This window comes from Pseudomonas sivasensis (assembly GCF_052938085.1).
On record NZ_CP176442.1, the window covers coordinates 460,858 to 482,154 of the forward strand.

The window sequence follows — 21,297 nt, forward strand, 5'->3', positions numbered from 1 at the left end:
CTCCTTGTCTTGGCGGCGCTTAGCGTCTAGCGCTTGGCGGCAGCCGGCAGTGTAATGGGAAGGGGAGATTCACACTGGCAGCTGTGGCGCTCGCCAGTGTCGATGTTCATCAGGGTCATGGCGCCGCCCCACACGCAACCGGTGTCGAGGGCGAATACGCCGGGTTCGTTGCACTTGCCTTCCAGGGCGGCCCAGTGGCCGAAGATGATCTTCGTATCACGGGTCTTGCGTTCCTTATGGGCAAACCACGGCTTGTAGCCGGGCAGGGCGGTGTCGGCACCTTCTTTGCTCTTGAGGTCCAGCTTGCCCTCGGCGGTACAGAAGCGCATGCGTGTGAAGTAGTTGGTGATCACCCGCAGGCGGGCGACGCCCGTCAGGTCGTTATCCCACTTCACCGGTTCGTTGCCGTACATGCCGTCCAAGTAGGTGGTGTACAGGCTGTCATCGGCCAAGGCACTTTCGACTTCGGCTGCGCACTTAAGGGCTTTCTTCAGCGTCCATTGCGGCGGGATACCCGCATGCACGAGGGCCATGTTGCGGCCTTCGTCGTAATGCACGATCTTTTGCCGGCGCAGCCAGTCGAGCAGCTCGGCTCGGTCGGGCGCTTCGAGAATTTCCCGCAGGGTGTCGCCCTTTTTCAGGCGCTCGATATTATTGCCGGCCGCCAACAGGTGCAGGTCATGGTTGCCCAACACACACACCAGGGAATCACGCAGGCTATATAAGTAGCGCAGGGTTTCCAGGGACTCGGGGCCGCGATTGACCAGATCACCGACCAACCAAAGCCGATCATTGGCCGGGTCGAAGGCAACGCGCTTAAGCAGGCACTTGAGCGGCTCCAGGCAGCCTTGCAGGTCGCCGACTGCGTAGGTCGCCATCAGTGCAGGGCTCCCGGTACGGCAAGGCGAAATGGCTTGATGATGGCGTCGAACAGTTGGCCATCGGTGGCTTTCATCTGATACGAGCCTTGCATGGTGCCGACCTTGGAGGTCATCACCGTGCCGCTGCTGTAGGTGTGGCTGGCGCCAATGTCGATCAGCGGTTGCTGGCCAACCACGCCTGCGCCGCGCACTTCTTCCACTTGGCCGTCACCGTCGGTGATTACCCAATGGCGTGATAGCAACTTGGCCGGCACCTGCCCGTTGTTCTTCACCGTGATGGTGTAGGCAAAGGCAAAGCGGTTCTGTTCAGGTTGCGATTGGTCCGCCAGGAAGCGGGTCACGACGCTGACGTCGATCTGGTAGCGAGGATCGGACATGCAAGAGGCCTTAAAAGCAAAAGCGGAGGACAGCAGATGCGGATCAGTCTAGGCCAAGAGGTGGGCACTAGGCCAGACATGTGTCTGGCCATGGCTGGGTGCTTCAGTCGACTGCTGGAGCAGGCTGGATGGCAAGCTGGTCTGCCAGGCGCACGAACGCGGCCAGGTCCAGTTGCTCGGGACGCAGGCTACCGTCGACGCCGGCGGCTTCGATTTCAGCTTGGCTCAATAGGGCCTTGAGCGTGTTGCGAAGGGTCTTGCGGCGTTGGTTGAACGCTTCGCGCACGACACGTTCCAGCAACTTGTGGTCCTTGGCCGGGTGGGGCAGAACAGCATGCGGTACCAGGCGAACAATGGCCGAGTCGACCTTTGGCGGCGGGTTGAATGCACCCGGACCCACGTTGAACAGGTGTTCAACGCGGCAGTGGTACTGAACCATGATCGACAGACGGCCCCAATCACCACCACCTGGGCCTGCGGCCAGGCGTTCCACCACTTCTTTCTGCAGCATGAAGTGCATGTCGCGGATGATCCCGGCGTTGTTCAGCAGGTGGAAAATCAGCGGTGTGGAGATGTTGTACGGCAGGTTACCGACCACGCGCAGGCTGTTAGGCGCGGCGTTGAGGGAGTTGAAGTCGAACTTCAGTGCATCGCCCTGATGCAGGTTGAAGTTGGATTTTCCGGCGAACTGCTGGTTGAGGATAGGGATCAGATCCTTGTCCAGTTCAACCACGTCCAGCTGGCCACCGCTGGTCAGCAGGCCTTGGGTCAATGCGCCCTGGCCTGGGCCGATTTCCAGCAGGCGGTCTTCGGGCTTGGCATGGATGGAGCGCAGGATGCGGTCGATCACGCCAGCGTCGTGCAGGAAGTTTTGCCCGAAGCGCTTGCGCGCCCGGTGTTGGTAATGCTCAGTCATATACGGGTCTCGGCCATCTGATAGGCGGTTTCCAGGGCCACGTGCAGGCTGCCGGTATCGATCTTGCCGCTGCCCGCCAAGTCCAGGGCAGTGCCATGGTCGACGGAGGTGCGGATGATCGGCAGGCCCAGTGTCACGTTGACGGCGGCGCCGAAGCCTTTGTATTTCAGCACCGGCAGCCCCTGGTCATGGTACATCGCCAACACTGCGTCGCAGTGCTCCAGATATTTGGGGGTAAACAGAGTGTCCGCTGGCAGTGGGCCACGCAGGTCCATGCCTTCTTGGCGCAGACGCTCCAGGGTTGGTTCGATGATGTCGATTTCTTCATGGCCCAAGTGCCCGCCTTCACCTGCATGGGGGTTGAGCCCACAGACCAGGATACGCGGTTGAGCGATGCCGAATTTTTGCTGCAGGTCGGCGTGCAGGATGCGCGTGACGCGCTCCACGCGTTCGGCGGTGATGGCGTCTGCGACGTCACGCAGCGGCAGGTGCGTAGTCACCAGGGCGACACGCAGGCCGCGTGTGGCCAACATCATCACGACTTGTTCAGTGTGTGTCAGTTCGGCGAGGAATTCGGTGTGGCCGGAAAAGGCGATGCCGGATTCGTTGATCACACCCTTGTGGACCGGTGCGGTGATCATGCCGGCGAAGTCACCGTCGATGCAGCCTTGCCCCGCACGAGTCAGCGTTTCGAGCACAAACGCCGCATTGGCCTTGTCCAGTCGCCCTGCAACCACCTTGGCCTGCAGCGGGGTGTCCCACACATAGAGGCTGCCCGCGGGCGCCGGCAGGTCAGGCCAGTTGCCCGGCGCCACGTCCAGCAGGTTGATAGCCACACTCAGTTGCGCGGCCCGCTCAAGGAGCAGGTCGCGGCTGGTAATGGCAATCAGGGGGTATGGCTGAGGCTGCGAGGCGAGCAGCAGGCAAAGGTCTGGACCAATGCCGGCCGGCTCGCCGGGTGTTACCGCGAAACGCTGTGGTTTCACTGGGCTGCCTGGTCGGTGCCTGTTTGCTCGGCGCCTGGCAGCTTGTTTTCCACGTAGGCTTCGTCACGGATCTGACGCAGCCAGGTTTGCAGCTCTTCGTCGTACTTGCGGTTACGCAGTACGTTCAGCGCTTGTTGCTCGCGGGCCTGGCTGGTGTTGTCAGTGGCGCGGCGGCCAAGGACTTCCAGTACATGCCAGCCATATTGGGTCTTGAACGGCTTGGACAGTACGCCTTGCGGAGTATCGGCCATTACCTGTTGGAACTCGGGCACCAGCGCTTTCGGGTCGATCCAATTCAGGTCGCCGCCGTTGAGGGCTGAACCTGGGTCTTCCGAGAAGCTCTTGGCCAAGGTGGCGAAGTCTTCACCGCTTTCGATGCGGTCATAGATCTTCTGGGCCAGCTCCTTGGTTTGCGCCTCAGTACGGATTTCGCTTGGTTTGACCAGGATATGACGAACATGAACTTCGTCTTTCAGCGAGGTCTCGCCACCGCGACGTTCCAGCAACTTCAGGATAATGAAGCCACCTGGGGTGCGGGCTGGCTGGGTGATACCGCCCACTTCCATGGCACTCAGTTCACGGTCGAACGGAGGTGGCAGTTGAGCGGCTTTACGCCAGCCCATATCGCCGCCTTCAAGGGCGTTGTCGCTGCCGGACTGGGCAATGGCCATCTGAGCAAAGTCAGCACCGCCTTTCAGGCGATCATAGATAGCTTGGGTTTTCGCCGCCGCCGCATTCAGTTGCTCGGAGTTGGCACTGTCCGGGGTCGGGATCAGGATATTGGCCAGGTGCAGTTCTTCGGAAAGCTGCATCTTGCCCAGGTCGGAGGCCAGGAAGTTCTTCACTTCCTGCTCGGACACCTGCACTCGCTCGGCAACGCGACGCTGACGCACACGGCTGATGATCATCTCGCGGCGGATCTGGTCGCGGGCGTCTTCGTACGAAAGACCGTCGCGGGCCAGGGCTGAGCGGAACTGGTCGATGCTCATGTTATTGCGTTGAGCGATGGTGCCGACGGCCTGGTTCAGCTCTTCGTCCGAAATACGAATACCGGAACGATCACCGATCTGCAGTTGCAGGTTTTCGACGATCAAGCGTTCAAGTACCTGTTGGTCCAGGACGCTGGTAGGCGGTACACCACCGCCACGCTTGGCGATGGTTTGCTGAACTTCCTTGACCCGTTGGTCCAGTTGGCTCTGCATGATCACGTCGTTATCGACGATGGCCACTACCTTATCCAGCTGTTGAACCGCAGCGTGTGCCGATGCGGTCCCCAGGAACAGTGCGCCCAGCACTAGCGGGCGCAGACAATCAGAAAGCTTGGTCTTCACGTTCACGATAACCTTCAATGCCTTTGTCGAGGAAGCTCTCTACCTTGGCGCCGGTCAGGCCGCCGAGTCCTTTGAGGACGATCTGCAGGAAGAGCCCGTGGTCACCCTTTTCGTTCAGCGGGGCGATCTGGCTGTATTCGTCGTTGGAAACCCAGTAACGGTTGATGACGCGCAGTTTCCAGCAGCAGTTGTCGTACTCGAAACCACCAAAGGCTTCCAGGGTACGGTTGCGTGCGTAGTCATACTGCCAGCGGGTGATCAGGTTCCACTGGGGAATGATCGGCCACATCATCGAGAAGTCGTGTTGTTGGATTTTGTAGTAATCCTTCACGTAGTTCTGGTCGCCTGGCTGACCGTAGTCGCCACCGAACTGCCACTTACCGGTCAACTGGTTGTAGACAACCTGGTCGTTACGATAGCGGTAACCAACGTTGATGATCTTGTTCGGGTTGTCTTCCGGCTGGTAGTGAAGCATCGCGCTGCCGGAGCGAGGGCTGTGCTCTTCGGTGTCCCAGTTGTAGTCGGCCGTGGCGCGCCAGTCGCGGTTGAAGCGGAACTCGTAGTCCAGGGCAACCGGGGACACGTCGGACTGTGCATCGGCACGGTCGGCGGCCAGGATGCCTGGCAGTTGAACTTCACGATCCTTGAAGTACACCGCCTGGCCCACGGACACGCGTTGACGCTCGAAGCCGTTTTCTTCGATCCAGCGGCTGGTCAAGCCAAGGGACAGCTTGTTTTCGTCGCCGATACGGTCGGAGCCGCTGAAGCGGTTGTCGCGGAACAATGACGCGTAGCTGAACGAGTACTCGCTGGTGTCGAACACCGGAATATCGGCCTGGTCCTTGTTCGGCACGTACAGGTAGAACGCGCGCGGTTCAAGGGTCTGGCGATAGTCTTTGCCGAACCAGTTGGTATTGCGATCGAAGTACAGGCCGCTGTCGACGCTGGCTACAGGAATTGCGCGATCCTGAGAGCTTTTGAACGTGCCGCCGGCATATTGGGTGCCAGCTGTCGCGGCTGCAGCTTGTGCAGCGATGATGTCGTTCTTGCCTTTGTTGTCCAGGTCAAGATCGTACTTGGTGTAGACGTACTTGAGCTTCGGCGTCACAAAGCCGTAGGTCCAGTTCATCGGGTATGAAACGGCTGGCGCTACGTTCAGGCGAGTACCGTTTGCACGGGTCAGGCCGTTGACGTAAGTGTCCAGGCGACGCTCGGAATCACCGTTTTCATTGATAAAGTTGCCGCTTTCCAGGCTGCGTTCAAACCGAACTGCTTCGGTTTCGTAGCTGAAGTTCAAACCACCTGGGTGGTATGGCAACTGACCATTGAAGGTGATCTGTGGCAGTCGGTCATACGGTGTGATCTGGGAGATCGTAGCCAGCTGGTAAGCCTGGACATTCAAGCGCGCCTGGTAGGAGTCGCCGCGATAACTCACGGAGCCCTGCTGGTTGACGTAGTCCCGGCTCTCGACACCTTCCTGATAGGACTTGAGGTCCTGGAAGTAATAAGGGTCGCTGATTTTGGTGTAGTCGACCTGGGTCAGTACACGCGAATCCAACCCGCCTTTATGCTGCCAATTGAGCATGTAGCGGGTTTTTTCGTAATCGGTCTGCAGTTTGCGTTCGTCGTTGTCGTCGTTGAGGTACGCGCCGCCGAACTGGCCTTCGCTGGACTTGGTGAGGTAGCGGAATTCGCCTTCCATCATCATGCCGCGCTTGGTCATGTATTGCGGGTACAACGTGGCGTCGTAGTTCGGCGCCAGGTTGAAGTAGTACGGCGTAACCAGGGTGAAGCCGGTTTCGCTGCCGGTGCTGAAGCTCGGCGGCAGGAAGCCGGACTGACGGCGGTCGTCGATCGGGAAATAGATGTAAGGGGTGTACAGGATCGGGATGTTCTTGATCCGCAACGTCGCGTTGGTGGCCGTACCGAAACCGGTGGCTGGGTTCAACGTGATGTTGTTGCCTCGAAGCTGCCAGGCGTTGCTGTCCGGCTCGCAGGTGGTGTACGTACCGTCCTTGAGGCGGATGATCGCGTTTTCGGCGCGCTTGGCGTACAGCGCGTTACCGCGGATACGCGACTTGTGCAGCACGTATTCGGCGTTGTCGATCTGGGCCGCGCCGGTGTCCAACTGAACCTGGGCGTGGTCGCCGACGATCAGTGCACCGTTGTCACGCAGTCGTACGTTGCCGTTCAGCTCGCCGCGGCTTTCGGCCTGGTACAGGCTGGCTTCTTCGGCTTCAAGCTGCATGCTGCCCTGGCGCATGACGACGTCACCTGCCAGGGTCGCGACTTGTTGTTCCTGCTCGTAACGAGAGGCCTTGGCACCGATGAAGGTGGGCGCATCGCTCTTGTTCGTCTTGTCGTTCATGCCAGGACGAGTCGGCTCGATGTACGCACCGCCGCAATAAGGACCGGTTTCGGCCAACTGGGCTGCGGTCAACTTTTCGCGAGGTACCCAGTCCAAGTGGCTGTAGTCGGCGCTGCGTGAGCGCAGGCCACGGCCCTTGGATTCTGTGACCAGTGCGGTCTTGGGTTCGGCCGCGGCAGTGCCACCAGCTTCGGCCTGCGCCGTGCTGTTGGCCGAGCTGACGGCAGCGCCGTCATGCACCGGGCGCGGTGGCAATGGGGCTGCGGCGGTTTTCGGCGCGCAATCCCAGGCACCCGAAGCAGAGACTGAGCAGTCATACTGTTCCGCGGCGACCACGAATGAGGTGGCGAAGGGTTGCATGGCCAGCAGACTGCCGGTTACCAGCAACGGAAATTTTCTACGAAACGCGGGGGATTTCAATGCCATCTTATTAGTCCGGGCTTCCTGCGTGCCATCTGCCCGCGGTTTGGGCCGCACGCCTCTCGATGGTCTGAAAAAGATGCGTGATAATAAAGCATGACCCGCTTGACGGCTAGCGCCGTCGGAGACCCTTGTAATGCCTGAGCAAGATCTACGTTTACAACAGCTGGAAGTCTGGCTGGATGAGCAGTTGCCGATCCTTTTCAACGCTCAAGACTGGGGCTCCGTACCCCCGGCCACACTGACTGCGGCCAGCAGCGACGCGAGTTTCAGGCGTTACTTCCGTTGGGAGGGTGGCGGCCGGACTTTCGTGGTGATGGACGCTCCACCCCCCCAGGAAAACTGCAAGCCCTTCGTCGATATCGCCCATTTACTGGCGAAGTCGGGCATAAATGTTCCAAAAATTTATGCAGAAGATCTGTCGCGCGGCTTTCTTTTGCTCAATGACCTGGGCAGAAAAACCTACTTGGACGTGATTGACGAACAAAACGCCGATCAGCTGTTTGCCGACGCCATCGACGCCTTGCTGGCATTCCAGCAGTTGCCGATGGACGCACCACTGCCCAGTTATGACGTCGCCTTGTTGCGCCGCGAGCTGGAACTCTTTCCCGAGTGGTACGTACGGCGCCATTTGGGTGTCGAGTTGGATGCAGAACAACAAGCCCTCTGGCAGCGTGTCAGCGACCGGCTGATCGACAGCGCCTTGGCGCAGCCGAAAGTGCTGGTGCATCGCGACTATATGCCGCGCAACTTGATGATCAGCGAACCGAACCCCGGCGTGCTGGATTTCCAGGACGCGGTCTACGGCCCGGTCACTTATGACATTACCTGCCTGTTCAAGGACGCTTTCCTCAGTTGGCCCCAGGCGCGCGTACGCGATTGGCAGCGCGGTTATTGGGAGCGTGCGGGCCAAGCGGGCATCCCGGTGCAACCGGATTTTGATGACTTCCTGCGTGCCAGCGACCTGATGGGTGTGCAGCGCCACCTCAAGGTCATTGGCATCTTCGCGCGTATTTGCCATCGCGACGGCAAGCCGCGCTACTTGGCCGACGTGCCGCGCTTCTTTGCTTATATAGAAGCAGTGCTCGCCGATCGCCCGGAATTGAGCGAGTTGACTGAGCTGCTGACCAGCCTGCGCCAACCCGCTGAGGCCAGCGTATGAAGGCCATGATCCTGGCCGCCGGCAAAGGTGAGCGGATGCGTCCGCTTACCTTGCACACGCCCAAGCCGCTGGTGCAGGCCGGCGGCAAGCGTCTGATCGAATACCACCTGGAGGCGCTGGCCAAGGCCGGCTTCACCGATATCGTGATCAACCACGCCTGGCTCGGCCAGCAGATCGAGAGCTATTTGGGCGATGGTGCGCAGTTTGGCGTACGCATCCGTTACTCCCCGGAGGGCGAACCGCTGGAAACCGGCGGTGGGATTTTCCAGGCGTTGCCGTTGCTGGGGGACGAGCCTTTTCTGGTGGTCAATGGCGATATCTGGACTGACTACGACTTTACCCAACTCAAGCAACCGCTCAGCGGCCTGGCTCACCTAGTGATGGTCGACAACCCAGCGCATCATCCCTCGGGCGGTGATTTCTTCCTTGATGAGGGTCTGCTTCATGATGCGGCGCCCGGTGCCGATAACCTGACCTTCAGTGGCATTTCAGTGCTCGACCCCCAGTTGTTCGCGGGTTGCAGTGCCGGTGCCTTCAAGCTGGCGCCGCTGCTGCGTGCGGCGATGGCCAAGGGTCAGGTAACGGGGGAACACATGGCGGGACGCTGGATTGATGTCGGCACGCTGGAGCGCTTGGCGCAAGTCGAAACCCTGCTGACAGCGGGGCAGTAGCATGTTGTGGCCAGGGACGCTGATCGGCGCCGGGGCTGGCTTTGCCATTGCCAGTATTCCGGGGGCCTTGTTGGGTGCATTGTTGGGGCAGGCGTTGGACCGCCGAATGCAACTGCGCAGTTGGGCTCAGTTGCGCGAGCGCATGGGCGGCCGCCCGGTGCTGCGCAATGATGAGTTGTTGTTTGTATTGCTCGGGCGCCTGGCCAAAAGCAACGGGCGCGTGGTGGACGGTCATATCCAGCAGGCGCGTCAGGAGATGCGCTCGCTGGACATGACCGAGTCCGCCCAGCGCCGCGCGATTGCGGCGTTCAATCGCGGTAAATCGGGCTCCGACCGTATGCGCAGTTATCTGCGCGTGCTCAAGGCCCAGCCTCATGCGGCGGAGGGTGTGTTGCGCGCCTGTTGGCGGATGGTCTGGGCGGACGGCAAGGCGGATGATGCCGAGCGCGACTTGATCAACCTGTGGGGCAAGTGGTTGGGCTGGACGCCGCAGCAGCTTCAGGCCTTGGCGGCGGACTACACGCCTGAGCGCAAGCCGCTGGTCAATCGAGGCACGACCTATCAGGAAGCGTTGCGACTGCTCGGCGTCACCGCTACCACCGAGCCGTCGGTCATCAAACGTGCCTATCGCCGCCTGCTGAGCCGTCACCATCCGGACAAGGTGGCCGGTAGTGGCGCCAGTCTCGCGCAAGTGCGTGAGGCGACCGAGCGAACCCGTGAATTACACAATGCTTACTCGTTGATTCGCGAGCGCCGGGATTTTCGCTAGATGCCGCTCTTTCACGGATAACCACATTCCGATGTGGGAGAGGGGCAAGCCCCTCCCACATTGTTTTTGTGCTGTTCTTCAGTCGGCGCTGGCCTGCGGGCTCAACCACCCGCGAATCCTGCGATACAACTGCTCCTGCTCGGCTGCGCTATTGCCGGGCACGGTTTTCAATGACACCTGCTTATAGCCATCATTCTTCAATCGCTTGGCAGCCTGGGCACGGGCCTGAGCGTTTTTGCGTGCCTGCGCGTTGTCTTGATAGAAGACATCGGCAGTCGGCAGTTTCAGGCCGGGCGCCAGTTGCTGCACGTCCGGATGGCGTCCGTTAGGCGTCTGCGCCGCGACCATCACAAATTTCTGCACCTGGGACGGTTGTTTCTCGGTGAGATAACGCGCGGCCCACCAGGCGCCTGTGCCATGGCCCAGCAGCACCACACTGCGTGCGTTCTGGGTCTGGGCGAAGGCCACGGCAGCGTCGATGCGGTCGAAGATGCGCGAGGCGTCGGTCTTGTCCTGCTCGTCGGCGCCCGGCACCACTGACGGATCGGTGCCCTCGGCTTCGGCGCTGGCGGCTTGTTCGATCGGTTTGTCGGCGGTGCTCGCTTCTTTGCTGCTGGTGTCGACAGTGGCTTTGGGTGCTTCCATAACGCGCGGCGGCAGGGTATCTACGCTCACATCCGGCAATGACAGGCTGAGGCTGCCCCAATTGGCGTCGGGAAATTTGCGCCGCAACGGGCCGATTGCTTGCGGCCAGTCAGCACTTTCACCGCTGCCCGGTACGATAATCACCACACCTTCGGGTTCGGCGCTGTTGGCCGGTTTCCACAGGGCGAGGAATGAGTCGCTGCCAGCCTGCAATTGTTGCTGTTCCTGCTGAGGGATGGTGCGCTCCAGCGCGGTGGCGTCTTCCTGGCTGCGCTCAAGCAGAGGCTGGCGCTCGACGGGTTTTTCGTCGGCCGGCGCGGGGGCGTCGGCGGCCTGTACAGAAAAGGCACTGGTAAACAGCAGCGACAGGCACAATGCTGGCAGTGCCGAACGGTTTCGATAGGGCATCGTAGATTTCCGGCCAGAAGAGATTCCAGCAGCCTAATAGGTTGGTCAGTTTTTGTCAGTGATGTGAGACGTGGATCATGGGTTTTCGCTGTCTGCTGGTTATCGGCTGTTTGTGCGTCGCCTTGATGGCGAACGCCTCCCCTACGCCTGCCGCCCCGCAGGCGCAGCTCAATGCGCAGCAGCGCGAATGGCTGGCCCAGCACCCGGAATTGCGGGTGGGCGTAGTGCTGCAGTTGCCTTACGCGCAGTACGACCGTCGCTTGCAGCGCTTGTCCGGGGCCAATGTGGAGTTGATGCAGTGGCTGGCCAAGGCGCTGAATATCGAGCTGACCTGGCGCAATTTCCCCAACCAGGAGCAACTGGAAGCCGCCGTCCGCGACGACGAAGTGGACATTGCCCCCGGCCTGCAACAAACCCCAGCCGGCTTGCGCCTGTGGTTATTCAGCGACCCGTACATGCGTGTGCCCCAGCATATCGTCGGCATCCGCGAGGGCGGCGGCGCGGTTGAGCTGGAAAAACTGGACGATCAATCCCGCGTCGCCGTGCGCATGCCCAGTGCCGTGGCCGATTACCTGCGCAGCACTTATCCCAACCTCAACCTGCAAGGTGTGCCCATTGAGCGCCAGGCCTTGCAGTTGTTGGTCAGCCAGCAAGCGCGTTATGCCGTGGTAGATGAAGCGCAATTAAGCCGATTATCCGGCGAGGCCGAGTTCGCCGGTTTGGCGGTGGTGGGGGACATCGGTCTGCCGCAATTGTTGCGGGTGGCCACACGGCGCGATTGGCCCGAACTGGCGGGCATCATGGAAAGTGCCTTGGGCGCTATCCCCGCCCGAGACCTTGACCAACTGCATAGCCGCTGGCTGCAACCCAAATACCCACGGTTATCGGAGTCGCCTGGGTTGTGGCAGAACCTCAGCCTGTTACTGAGCCTGCTGCTGCTCGCCAGTTTGGCGACCGTGTTCTGGCAGCGCCGCCAGCAACGTGTGTTGGAGCATGGCCTGCTGGCCGCCCGTGAAGAAAGCGCCGCCCGCGCTGCCGGTGCCGAAGCGCTGCGGTTGACACAGTTTTCCATCGACCAAAGCACCGTCGGCATCCTGTGGGTCAACTGGGACAGCCATGTGCGCTACGCCAACCACGCCGCCGAAAGCATGCTCGGTTATGCTCCTGGCGCACTGATCGAGCGGCCGCTGGTTGACCTCGACCCGACCCTGGACATGGACCGCTGGCTCAATTTGTGGAAGCGCGCACGGGCCAGCGAAGAGGGACCACAGAACTTCGCCACCGATTGTTTGCGCGCCGACGGCAGCATCCTGCCGGCCAACGTGTCGTTGAGCTTTTTGCGGTTTGCCGAGGCTGAGTACTTGGTGGTTTACCTGAACGACGTCACCGAGTTGCGCCGCACGCTGGCCGCGTTGATGCAAAGCGAAGCGCAACTACGCGAACTGTCGGCCCACCTGGAAACCGTGCGCGAGGAAGAAAAAGCCCGCATCGCCCGGGAAGTGCATGACGAACTCGGTCAGATGCTCACCGTGCTCAAGTTGGAAACGTCCATGTGCGAGCTGGCTTATGCACAACTGGACCCTGGCCTGCACGAGCGCTTGAACAGCATGAAGCGCCTGATTGCTCAACTGTTCCAACTGGTGCGGGACGTCGCGACGGCGCTGCGCCCACCGATTCTCGATGCTGGCATTGCCTCCGCAGTTGAATGGCAAGCCCGTCGTTTTGAAGCGCGCACGCAGATTCCCTGTCTGGTTCAGGTGCCGGATAACCTGCCGACCCTGAGCGACGCCAAGGCCATCGGCCTGTTTCGTATCCTGCAGGAGGCGCTGACCAACGTGATGCGCCATGCCCAGGCGCATACTGTGGAGCTGACGCTGGCCATAGAAGGCTCGGATTTGCGGTTGACCATCAGCGACGACGGCGTGGGTTTCGTCCAGCCTGAAGGGCGTGCGGTATCGTTTGGCCTGGTCGGTATGCGCGAGCGGGTGCTGATCATGGGCGGGCAATTGAGCCTGCACAGCGAGTTGGGGGAGGGCACCACCCTGAGTGTGACGGTGCCGCTGGATGCATAACGCCAAGAGGAAGTCCCTGTGATCCGTGTACTGGTAGCCGAAGACCACACCATCGTTCGTGAAGGCATCAAACAACTGATCGGCCTGGCCAAAGACCTGCTGGTGGTGGGGGAGGCTAGCAATGGCGAGCAGTTGCTGGAGACGTTGCGCCACGTGCCGTGCGAGGTGGTGTTGCTGGACATCTCGATGCCCGGCGTCAACGGCCTGGAAGCGATTGCGCGCATCCGTGCGTTGAGCAACCCGCCGGCGATCCTGGTGCTGTCGATGCACGACGAAGCGCAAATGGCAGCCCGTGCCCTGAAGGTCGGTGCCGCCGGTTACGCCACCAAGGACAGCGACCCGGCGTTGTTGCTGACGGCGATCCGCAAAGTCGCGGCCGGCGGGCGTTATATAGACCCGGACCTGGCCGACCGTATGGTGTTTGAAGTCGGTCTGACCGACGCCCGGCCATTGCATTCGTTGCTGTCGGAACGGGAGTTCTCGGTGTTCGAACGCTTGGCGCAGGGCGCCAACGTCAATGACATCGCCCAGCAACTGGCGCTGAGCAGCAAGACCATCAGCACTCACAAGGCGCGATTGATGCAAAAGCTCAATATCACCTCCCTGGCTGAGCTGGTGAAGTACGCCATGGAACACAAGCTGTTGTGATGACATGCCTGTTTGCGACCTGCTTCAAACCCCGCTGACGCCATTCCCGGCGCTTCGCACTGCAGCACTGTTCCATCCCCGCCATCCGTGTAGGGCAATCCCTACCCCCAAGCTTCCATCCTGCTGATGCAATTCTCTCCTGGCCCCCGATTTCCGGGGCCTCGCGCCTGGACTACGCTTGTGCCACAGCAGTCCAAAACACAAAGGTGCGGGTATGAGCGAGGTGGATTCAAATGATGTGCTGGTCAGCTTTCGTGGCGTGCAGAAGAGCTACGACGGCGAGAACCTGATCGTCAAAGACCTCAACCTGGAAATTCGCAAGGGCGAGTTCCTCACCTTGCTCGGGCCTTCCGGTTCGGGCAAGACCACCAGCCTGATGATGCTCGCCGGGTTTGAGACGCCGACTGCCGGTGAAATCCAGCTGGCCGGGCGCTCCATCAACAACGTGCCGCCGCACAAGCGCGACATTGGCATGGTGTTCCAGAACTACGCGCTGTTCCCGCACATGACCGTGGCCGAGAACCTGGCGTTTCCCTTGTCCGTGCGCGGTTTGAGCAAGACAGATGTCAGTGAGCGGGTCAAGCGCGTGCTGAGCATGGTCCAGCTCGACGCGTTCGCCCAGCGCTACCCGGCGCAACTGTCCGGCGGCCAGCAACAGCGTGTGGCCCTGGCCCGCGCGTTGGTGTTCGAACCGCAACTGGTACTGATGGACGAACCGCTCGGCGCTCTCGACAAGCAATTGCGCGAACACATGCAGATGGAGATCAAGCACCTGCACCAACGTCTCGGCGTGACAGTGGTGTACGTGACCCATGACCAGGGTGAAGCCCTGACCATGTCCGACCGCGTGGCGGTGTTCCATCAGGGCGAGATCCAGCAGATCGCCCCGCCGCGCACGCTGTATGAAGAACCGAAGAACACCTTCGTCGCTAACTTTATTGGCGAGAACAACCGCCTCAACGGCCGCTTGCACAGCCACACCGGCGACCGCTGCGTGGTCGAGCTGGCGCGGGGCGAGAAGGTTGAAGCACTGGCGATCAATGTCGGCCAGATCGGTGGCCCTGTAACGCTATCGGTGCGTCCGGAACGGGTCAGCCTCAATGGCTCCAGCGAAAGCTGCATCAACCGCTTCTCCGGGCGGGTGGCCGAATTTATCTACCTGGGCGACCACGTGCGTGTGCGCCTGGAAGTCTGCGGCAAGACCGATTTTTTTGTGAAACAACCGATTGCCGAGCTGGACCCAGCACTGGCGGTCGGCGACGTGGTACCGATTGGCTGGCAAGTCGAGCACGTTCGCGCACTCGACCCACTTCTAGAGGCGAATTGATCGCCCCATGGCTTCACCAACCCTGCACGTGGAGAGAACAACAATGTTGAGATCCCTGAAGTATTCCGTCCTGGCCTTGAGCTTGATGGGCGCGACACAGGCCATGGCCGGCCCGGACCTGACCGTCGTGTCCTTTGGTGGCGCGAACAAGGCTGCACAGGTCAAGGCCTTCTATGCACCGTGGGAAAGCGCGGGCAACGGCAAGATCGTCGCCGGTGAGTACAACGGTGAGATGGCCAAGGTCAAAGCCATGGTCGACACCAAAAGCGTGTCCTGGGACCTGGTAGAAGTGGAATCGCCGGAACTGTCCCGCGGTTGTGACGAAGACATGTTCGAACCGCTGGACCCGAAACTGTTCGGCGACAGCGCCAACTACGTGAAGGGTGCGATCCAGCCATGCGGCGTGGGTTTCTTCGTATGGTCGACTGTGTTGGCGTACAACGCCGACAAACTGGCTTCCGCGCCAACCAGCTGGGCGGATTTCTGGGACACCAAGAAATTCCCGGGCAAGCGCGGCCTGCGCAAAGGTGCCAAGTACACCCTGGAATTCGCCTTGATGGCCGACGGCGTAGCGCCGAAGGACGTGTACAAAGTGCTGGCCGGCAAAGATGGCCAAGACCGCGCGTTCAAGAAACTCGACGAACTCAAGCCGTCGATTCAATGGTGGGAAGCTGGCGCACAACCGCCGCAGTACCTCGCATCGGGTGACGTGGTGATGAGCTCGGCTTACAACGGCCGAATCGCTGCCGTGCAGAAAGAAAGCAACCTGAAGGTGGTGTGGAACGGCGGCATCTACGACTTCGATGCATGGGCGATTCCAAAAGGCCTGGCCAAGGATCGCGCAGAAGCGGCGAAGAAATTCATCGCCTTCTCGGTCGCACCGCAGCAGCAGAAGACCTACTCGGAAAACATCGCCTACGGCCCGGCCAACACCCAAGCCGTACCGTTGCTGGCCAAGGACATCCTCAAGGACATGCCGACTACGCCAGAGAACATCGCCAACCAGGTGCAGATCGACGTGAGCTTCTGGGCGGACAACGGCGAGCAGCTTGAGCAGCGCTTCAATTCTTGGGCTGCCAAGTAACCCGCCTGCTGTGTTCAATGGGCTTTTGTGGTGAGCGGGCCTGCCCCGCGCTGGGCTGCGAAGCAGTCCCAAACCAGGCGCCGTGTTCTGTCTGAAAGAACGCGGTGACTGTCAGAGGGGCCGCTTCGCCGCCCAGCGCGTGGCATGCCCGCTCAACACAGCGTCTGAGCCCAGGCACAGGTTTGTCGTCACTTTCAGATTTTCGGAGTTAGCCATGGCCATCGCCGTTCCCTCGAACGAGGTCAACAGCCCCACCCTCAAGCAGCGCCTGGCGCGTGCCGAGCGGGTCAATCGCTGGAAGGCCCAGGCCTTGATTGCACCGCTGGTGCTGTTTTTGCTGCTGGTGTTTCTGGTGCCGATCGTCGCGCTTTTGTTCAAGAGCGTCGGTAATCCGGAAGTGGTGGGCGGCCTGCCGCGTACCGTGGTGGCGGTGACTGCCTGGGACGGCCGTGGTCTGCCGGGTGAACCGGTGTATCAGGCTCTCAGTGAAGACCTGGGTGAGGCGCGCAAAAACCAGACCCTGGGCGATCTGTCCAAACGCTTGAACATGGAGCTGGCCGGCTATCGCAGCCTGCTGACCAAAACCGCGCGGGCGCTGCCGTTCACCGAAGCGCCTGCCTCCTATAAAGAAGCGCTGGAAACCCTCGACGAACGCTGGGGCGACCCGGCGTACTGGCAAGCGATCCGGCGTAATACCAGCAGCCTGACACCGTTCTACCTGCTGGCGGCCGTCGATCACCGCATCGACGACCTCGGCGAAGTGGCCCCGGCCACCCCGGATCAGGCGATCTATCTGGATATCTTTGCCCGTACCTTCTGGATGGGCCTGGTGATCACCGTGATCTGCCTGTTGTTGGCCTATCCCCTGGCGTATCTGCTGGCCAATCTGCCGGCGCGTAAAAGCAACCTGCTGATGATTCTCGTGCTGCTGCCGTTCTGGACCTCGATCCTGGTGCGAGTGGCAGCGTGGATCGTGCTGTTGCAATCCGGCGGTCTGATCAACAGTGCGCTGATGGGCATGGGGCTGATCGATAAGCCCCTGGAGTTGGTGTTCAACCGCACCGGTGTCTACATCTCCATGGTGCACATCCTGCTGCCGTTCATGATTCTGCCGATCTACAGCGTGATGAAAGGCATCTCGCCGACCTATATGCGTGCGGCGATTTCCCTGGGCTGCCACCCGTTCGCCAGTTTTTGGCGCGTGTACTTCCCGCAGACCTACGCCGGCGTTGGCGCTGGTTGCCTGTTGGTGTTCATCCTGGCGATTGGTTACTACATCACCCCGGCACTGTTGGGCAGCCCGAACGACCAGATGGTCAGCTACTTCGTGGCCTTCTACACCAACACCAGCATCAACTGGGGCATGGCGACGGCGTTGGGCGGCTTACTGCTGCTGGCGACCGTGGTGCTGTACCTGATCTACAACCGTTTGGTCGGCGCCAGCCGCCTGCGCCTGAGCTGAGGAGACCTTGCGATGCTGAGCCCTTATATGTCGCCCGTTGAGCGGGTTTGGTTCTACAGCTTGCGGATCCTCTGCGGCTTGATTCTGCTGTTCCTGATCTTGCCCGTGCTGGTGATCATCCCGCTGTCGTTCAACAGCGGCAGTTTTCTGGTGTACCCGTTGCAGGGCTTCTCGCTGCACTGGTACCAGGACTTCTTCGCTTCGGCCGAATGGATGCGAGCGCTGAAGAACAGCATCATCGTCGCCCCGGCGGCCACCGTGCTGGCCATGGTGTTTGGTACGCTGGCGGCGATTGGCCTGACCCGTGGCAATTTCCCCGGCAAAGCACTGGTCATGGCGCTGGTGATTTCGCCGATGGTGGTACCGGTGGTGATCATCGGCGTGGCCAGCTACCTGTTTTTCGCGCCGCTGGGTTTGGGTAACAGCTTTTTCTCGCTGATCGTGGTGCACGCGGTGTTGGGTGTACCTTTTGTGATCATCACGGTGTCGGCGACGTTGCAGGGTTTTAACCACAATCTGGTGCGTGCAGCGGCCAGCCTGGGGGCTTCGCCACTGACTGCGTTTCGTCGGGTGACTTTGCCGTTGATTGCGCCGGGGGTGATCTCCGGGGCGCTGTTTGCGTTCGCGACCTCGTTCGACGAGGTGGTGGTGACGCTGTTTCTCGCCGGCCCCGAGCAAGCGACCCTGCCACGGCAGATGTTCAGCGGTATCCGCGAAAACCTCAGCCCCACTATTGCGGCGGCGGCGACGTTGCTGATTGCCTTCTCGGTGTTGCTGTTGCTGACCCTGGAATGGCTGCGCGGCCGTAGCGAGAAACTGCGTACTGCCCAAGTCTAAAGCCCAGCACAGAACCCGTGTGGGAGGGGGCAAGCCTCCTCCCACACGGGTTCTGTGACCATTCAGCTGCTGAATGAAAGACAACCTGTTTCGGTCAGCTACTCTTGTGCCAGCCCATCGACTAATAAGAGGCCGCGCACATGAGTACTTCCTCATTCAAGATCGCCCACAAATTGCTGACCGGCGCTGGCGCCATCGAACAACTGGCCTTTGAACTCACGCGCCTGGATGTGGATAACCCGCTGATCGTGACCGACGCCGTGCTGGTCAAATCCGGCACCGTGGCGCTGGCGCTTGAACACCTGGGTGAACGCCCCTACGAAATTTTTGATCGCGTGCTGCCCGACCCGGAAATCGCCATCGTCGAAGACTGCATGCAGGCTTATCGCGACGGCGGGCACGACGGCCTGATTGGGCTGGGCGGCGGCAGTGCCATCGACATCGCTAAAAGTGTGGCCGCCTACGCCGGTTACCATGGCGCCCTGGCCGACTTGTTTGGTGTCGACCAGGTACCGCGCAAGGGCCCGCCGCTGATCGCCATCCCGACTACGGCCGGCACCGGCTCGGAGGTGACCAATGTGGCGATCCTCTCCGACAAGGCCGCACAGCTGAAAAAAGGCATCGTCAGCGACTACCTTTTGCCGGATGTGGCGCTGATCAGCCCGCAAATGACCCTGACCTGCCCACGCAGTGTCACCGCCGCCAGTGGTGTCGATGCACTGGTGCATGCCATTGAGTCCTACCTGTCGCTGAATGCCTCTCCGATCACGGACGCCTTGGCCATCGGCGCAATCAAGCTGATCGCCAAGGCGCTGCCCAAAGCCTACGCCAACCCCGCCAACCTCCAGGCCCGCGACGACATGGCCACCGCCAGCCTGATGGCCGGCATGGCGTTCGGGAATGCCGGGGTGGGTGCGGTGCACGCGTTGGCTTATCCACTGGGCGGGCGTTTCAATATCGCCCATGGCGTGAGTAACGCGCTGTTACTGCCCTATGTGATGCACTGGAACAAGCTGGCGTGTGTCGAGCGGATGCAGGACATTGCCCAGGCCATGGGCGTGAATATCACGGGGTTAAGTGCCAATGACGCGGCCGACCAGGCGGTCGAGGCGATGACGCGACTCTGCGCCGCAGTGGAGATCCCGGAAGGGCTTCACAGTTTCGGGATTCCCGAAGGCGCAATTCCCACCATGGCCGCCGAAGCGGCAGGTATCGAACGGTTGATGCGTAACAACCCGCGCAAGCTCAGCGTGGCGGATATCGAGAAAATCTACCGGGCCGCTTACTAGCCATTGAGCCAGGTCACGGTGCGCGCAGCAAAGCATGAGGTATACAATGCGCGCCATCGTGATTTAGCTCAAAAAAGGTGCGTCATGCAGCCCTTCGTCATTGCTCCATCGATTCTCTCCGCCGATTTTGCCCGCCTGGGTGAGGAAGTGGACAACGTGTTGGCCGCCGGTGCCGACTTCGTGCACTTCGATGTCATGGACAACCACTACGTGCCCAACCTGACCATCGGTCCGTTGGTCTGCGCAGCGTTGCGCAAATACGGCGTTACCGCGCCGATCGATGCACACCTGATGGTGAGCCCGGTAGACCGCATCATCGGCGACTTCATCGAAGCCGGTGCAACCTACATCACCTTCCACCCGGAAGCCTCGCTGCACGTCGACCGTACCTTGCAACTGATCCGCGAAGGCGGCTGCAAGGCTGGCCTGGTGTTCAACCCGGCTACCCCGCTGGACGTGCTCAAGTACGTGATGGACAAGGTCGACATGGTGTTGCTGATGAGCGTCAACCCAGGTTTCGGCGGGCAGAAGTTCATCCCCGGCACCCTCGACAAGCTGCGCGAAGCCCGCGCGCTGATCGATGCGTCCGGTCGTGATATCCGCCTGGAAATCGACGGTGGGGTCAACGTCAACAATATCCGTGAAATCGCAGCGGCCGGCGCCGATACGTTCGTGGCCGGTTCGGCGATCTTCAACGCGCCGAACTACCAGGAAGTCATCGACAAGATGCGTGCCGAACTGGCGCTGGCACGTCCATGAGCGGCTTTGAGCAGCTGTTTCCCGGCAAACTGCCACGGTTGGTGATGTTCGATCTGGACGGTACGCTGATCGACTCGGTGCCAGACCTGGCGGCGGCGGTGGACCAAATGCTGCTCAAGCTGGGACGCAAGCCGGCGGGGATCGAGTCTGTACGCGAATGGGTTGGCAATGGCGTGCAGATGCTGGTGCGCCGGGCCCTGGCTAACCATATCGACGCTGAAGGCGTCGATGACGTGGAAGCCGAGCACGCGCTGGAGTTATTCAATGCTGCTTATGAGGACGGCCACGAACTGACCGTGGTTTACCCCGGCGTGCGCGACACCCTCAAATGGCTGCACAAACAGGGCGTGGAAATGGCCCTGATCACCAACAAGCCGGAGCGCTTCGTAGCGCCGCTGTTGGACCAGATGAAAATCGGCCGGTATTTCCGCTGGATCATCGGTGGCGATACCTTGCCACAGAAGAAACCCGACCCGGCGGCGCTGTTTTTCGTGATGAAAATGGCCAATATCCCGGCGTCCCAGTCGCTGTTTGTCGGCGACTCGCGCAGTGATGTGCAGGCGGCAAAAGCCGCGGGTGTTCAGTGTGTAGCCCTAAGCTACGGTTATAACCATGGCCGGCCGATTGCCGAAGAGTCGCCGGCGCTGGTCATTGATGACCTGCGACTGCTAATCCCCGGTTGCTTGGGAGCGGGCGCTGAGATAACGTTGCCCGACATCGATAAGTCCCCTTCTGGAAATTCCATCGTGGTGGTCACTCGCAAACTCTGGATGAAAGTCATCAAGGCCCTGGCCCGCTGGCGTTGGCGCGCCTGACTGATCCTGGCCGCGCCCTGCGGCACGTTTGCATACCTGACTGTTAGACCCTCACGCCACGAGGCACATC

The 21,297-nt window shown here is 60.8% G+C and carries 19 protein-coding genes; 12 read left to right on the forward strand and 7 right to left on the reverse strand.

Annotated features, from left to right (window positions below):
• Nucleotides 1–26 precede the first annotated feature (26 nt).
• The 6 genes from ACKZ62_RS02190 to ACKZ62_RS02215 form a co-directional block, all read right to left on the reverse strand.
• Nucleotides 27–878: a symmetrical bis(5'-nucleosyl)-tetraphosphatase gene (locus tag ACKZ62_RS02190; protein ID WP_447096278.1), complete on the reverse strand. Its 852-nt coding sequence runs from the start codon at nt 876–878 to the stop codon at nt 27–29.
• Nucleotides 878–1,258 (reverse strand): Co2+/Mg2+ efflux facilitator ApaG/CorD, encoded by a 381-nt coding sequence (gene apaG, locus ACKZ62_RS02195; RefSeq protein ID WP_032883857.1) that lies wholly within the window; start codon nt 1,256–1,258, stop codon nt 878–880. Before apaG ends, ACKZ62_RS02190 begins: the two co-directional genes overlap by 1 nt.
• Nucleotides 1,259–1,361: 103 nt before the next feature.
• Nucleotides 1,362–2,174: a 16S rRNA (adenine(1518)-N(6)/adenine(1519)-N(6))-dimethyltransferase RsmA gene (gene rsmA / locus ACKZ62_RS02200; protein ID WP_447096279.1), complete on the reverse strand. Its 813-nt coding sequence runs from the start codon at nt 2,172–2,174 to the stop codon at nt 1,362–1,364.
• Nucleotides 2,171–3,160 (reverse strand): 4-hydroxythreonine-4-phosphate dehydrogenase PdxA, encoded by a 990-nt coding sequence (gene pdxA / locus ACKZ62_RS02205; protein ID WP_122763575.1) that lies wholly within the window; start codon nt 3,158–3,160, stop codon nt 2,171–2,173. The genes rsmA and pdxA overlap by 4 nt, the downstream gene beginning before the upstream one ends.
• The gene (locus ACKZ62_RS02210) at nt 3,157–4,497 is read right to left on the reverse strand and encodes a peptidylprolyl isomerase (protein ID WP_032883854.1); all 1,341 of its coding nucleotides are present in this window, start codon (nt 4,495–4,497) and stop codon (nt 3,157–3,159) included. Before ACKZ62_RS02210 ends, pdxA begins: the two co-directional genes overlap by 4 nt.
• Complete coding sequence (locus tag ACKZ62_RS02215; RefSeq protein ID WP_095185039.1) at nt 4,472–7,285, reverse strand: LPS-assembly protein LptD; 2,814 nt, start codon at nt 7,283–7,285, stop codon at nt 4,472–4,474. Before ACKZ62_RS02215 ends, ACKZ62_RS02210 begins: the two co-directional genes overlap by 26 nt.
• A 130-nt stretch (nt 7,286–7,415) precedes the next feature.
• Here ACKZ62_RS02215 and ACKZ62_RS02220 point away from each other — a divergent pair, with 130 nt between their 5' ends.
• The 3 genes from ACKZ62_RS02220 to ACKZ62_RS02230 are packed head-to-tail and all read left to right on the forward strand — an operon-like array spanning nt 7,416 to nt 9,881.
• Nucleotides 7,416–8,441: an aminoglycoside phosphotransferase family protein gene (locus ACKZ62_RS02220; protein ID WP_181640528.1), complete on the forward strand. Its 1,026-nt coding sequence runs from the start codon at nt 7,416–7,418 to the stop codon at nt 8,439–8,441.
• Nucleotides 8,438–9,112, forward strand: a complete 675-nt coding sequence (murU, locus tag ACKZ62_RS02225) for an N-acetylmuramate alpha-1-phosphate uridylyltransferase MurU (RefSeq protein ID WP_122681324.1) — start codon at nt 8,438–8,440, stop codon at nt 9,110–9,112. Before ACKZ62_RS02220 ends, murU begins: the two co-directional genes overlap by 4 nt.
• A gap of 1 nt (nt 9,113) precedes the next feature.
• Complete coding sequence (locus tag ACKZ62_RS02230; protein WP_032883850.1) at nt 9,114–9,881, forward strand: TerB family tellurite resistance protein; 768 nt, start codon at nt 9,114–9,116, stop codon at nt 9,879–9,881.
• 78 nt (nt 9,882–9,959) lie between these two features.
• Here ACKZ62_RS02230 and ACKZ62_RS02235 read toward each other — a convergent pair whose 3' ends face one another.
• Complete coding sequence (locus ACKZ62_RS02235) at nt 9,960–10,934, reverse strand: alpha/beta hydrolase family protein (RefSeq protein ID WP_122756338.1); 975 nt, start codon at nt 10,932–10,934, stop codon at nt 9,960–9,962.
• Between the two features lie 77 nt (nt 10,935–11,011).
• On the opposite strand from ACKZ62_RS02235, the gene ACKZ62_RS02240 reads away from it, so the two are divergent.
• From ACKZ62_RS02240 to ACKZ62_RS02280, 9 genes are all read left to right on the forward strand, one after another.
• Nucleotides 11,012–13,006, forward strand: coding sequence for a PAS domain-containing sensor histidine kinase (locus ACKZ62_RS02240; protein ID WP_032883848.1), 1,995 nt, complete (start codon nt 11,012–11,014; stop codon nt 13,004–13,006).
• An 18-nt stretch (nt 13,007–13,024) separates the two neighbouring features.
• A complete protein-coding gene (locus ACKZ62_RS02245) occupies nt 13,025–13,654 on the forward strand; it encodes a response regulator (protein ID WP_032883847.1) in 630 nt (209 codons plus the stop codon).
• A 214-nt stretch (nt 13,655–13,868) separates the two neighbouring features.
• Nucleotides 13,869–14,981 carry an ABC transporter ATP-binding protein gene (locus ACKZ62_RS02250; RefSeq protein ID WP_032883846.1) on the forward strand — a complete coding sequence of 371 codons (1,113 nt, stop codon included), beginning with the start codon at nt 13,869–13,871 and terminating at the stop codon, nt 14,979–14,981.
• A 43-nt stretch (nt 14,982–15,024) separates the two neighbouring features.
• Nucleotides 15,025–16,065 (forward strand): ABC transporter substrate-binding protein, encoded by a 1,041-nt coding sequence (locus ACKZ62_RS02255; protein WP_032883845.1) that lies wholly within the window; start codon nt 15,025–15,027, stop codon nt 16,063–16,065.
• 214 nt (nt 16,066–16,279) lie between these two features.
• On the forward strand, nt 16,280–17,527 hold the full coding sequence (locus tag ACKZ62_RS02260; RefSeq protein WP_032883844.1) for an ABC transporter permease: 1,248 nt from the start codon (nt 16,280–16,282) through the stop codon (nt 17,525–17,527).
• 12 nt (nt 17,528–17,539) lie between these two features.
• Nucleotides 17,540–18,364 carry an ABC transporter permease gene (locus ACKZ62_RS02265; protein ID WP_017739612.1) on the forward strand — a complete coding sequence of 275 codons (825 nt, stop codon included), beginning with the start codon at nt 17,540–17,542 and terminating at the stop codon, nt 18,362–18,364.
• Nucleotides 18,365–18,504: 140 nt separating this feature from the next.
• A complete protein-coding gene (locus ACKZ62_RS02270) occupies nt 18,505–19,653 on the forward strand; it encodes an iron-containing alcohol dehydrogenase (RefSeq protein ID WP_032883843.1) in 1,149 nt (382 codons plus the stop codon).
• Nucleotides 19,654–19,737: 84 nt separating this feature from the next.
• On the forward strand, nt 19,738–20,412 hold the full coding sequence (gene rpe / locus ACKZ62_RS02275; protein WP_447096280.1) for a ribulose-phosphate 3-epimerase: 675 nt from the start codon (nt 19,738–19,740) through the stop codon (nt 20,410–20,412).
• On the forward strand, nt 20,409–21,227 hold the full coding sequence (locus ACKZ62_RS02280) for a phosphoglycolate phosphatase (protein WP_099601621.1): 819 nt from the start codon (nt 20,409–20,411) through the stop codon (nt 21,225–21,227). The genes rpe and ACKZ62_RS02280 overlap by 4 nt, the downstream gene beginning before the upstream one ends.
• Nucleotides 21,228–21,297 lie beyond the last annotated feature (70 nt).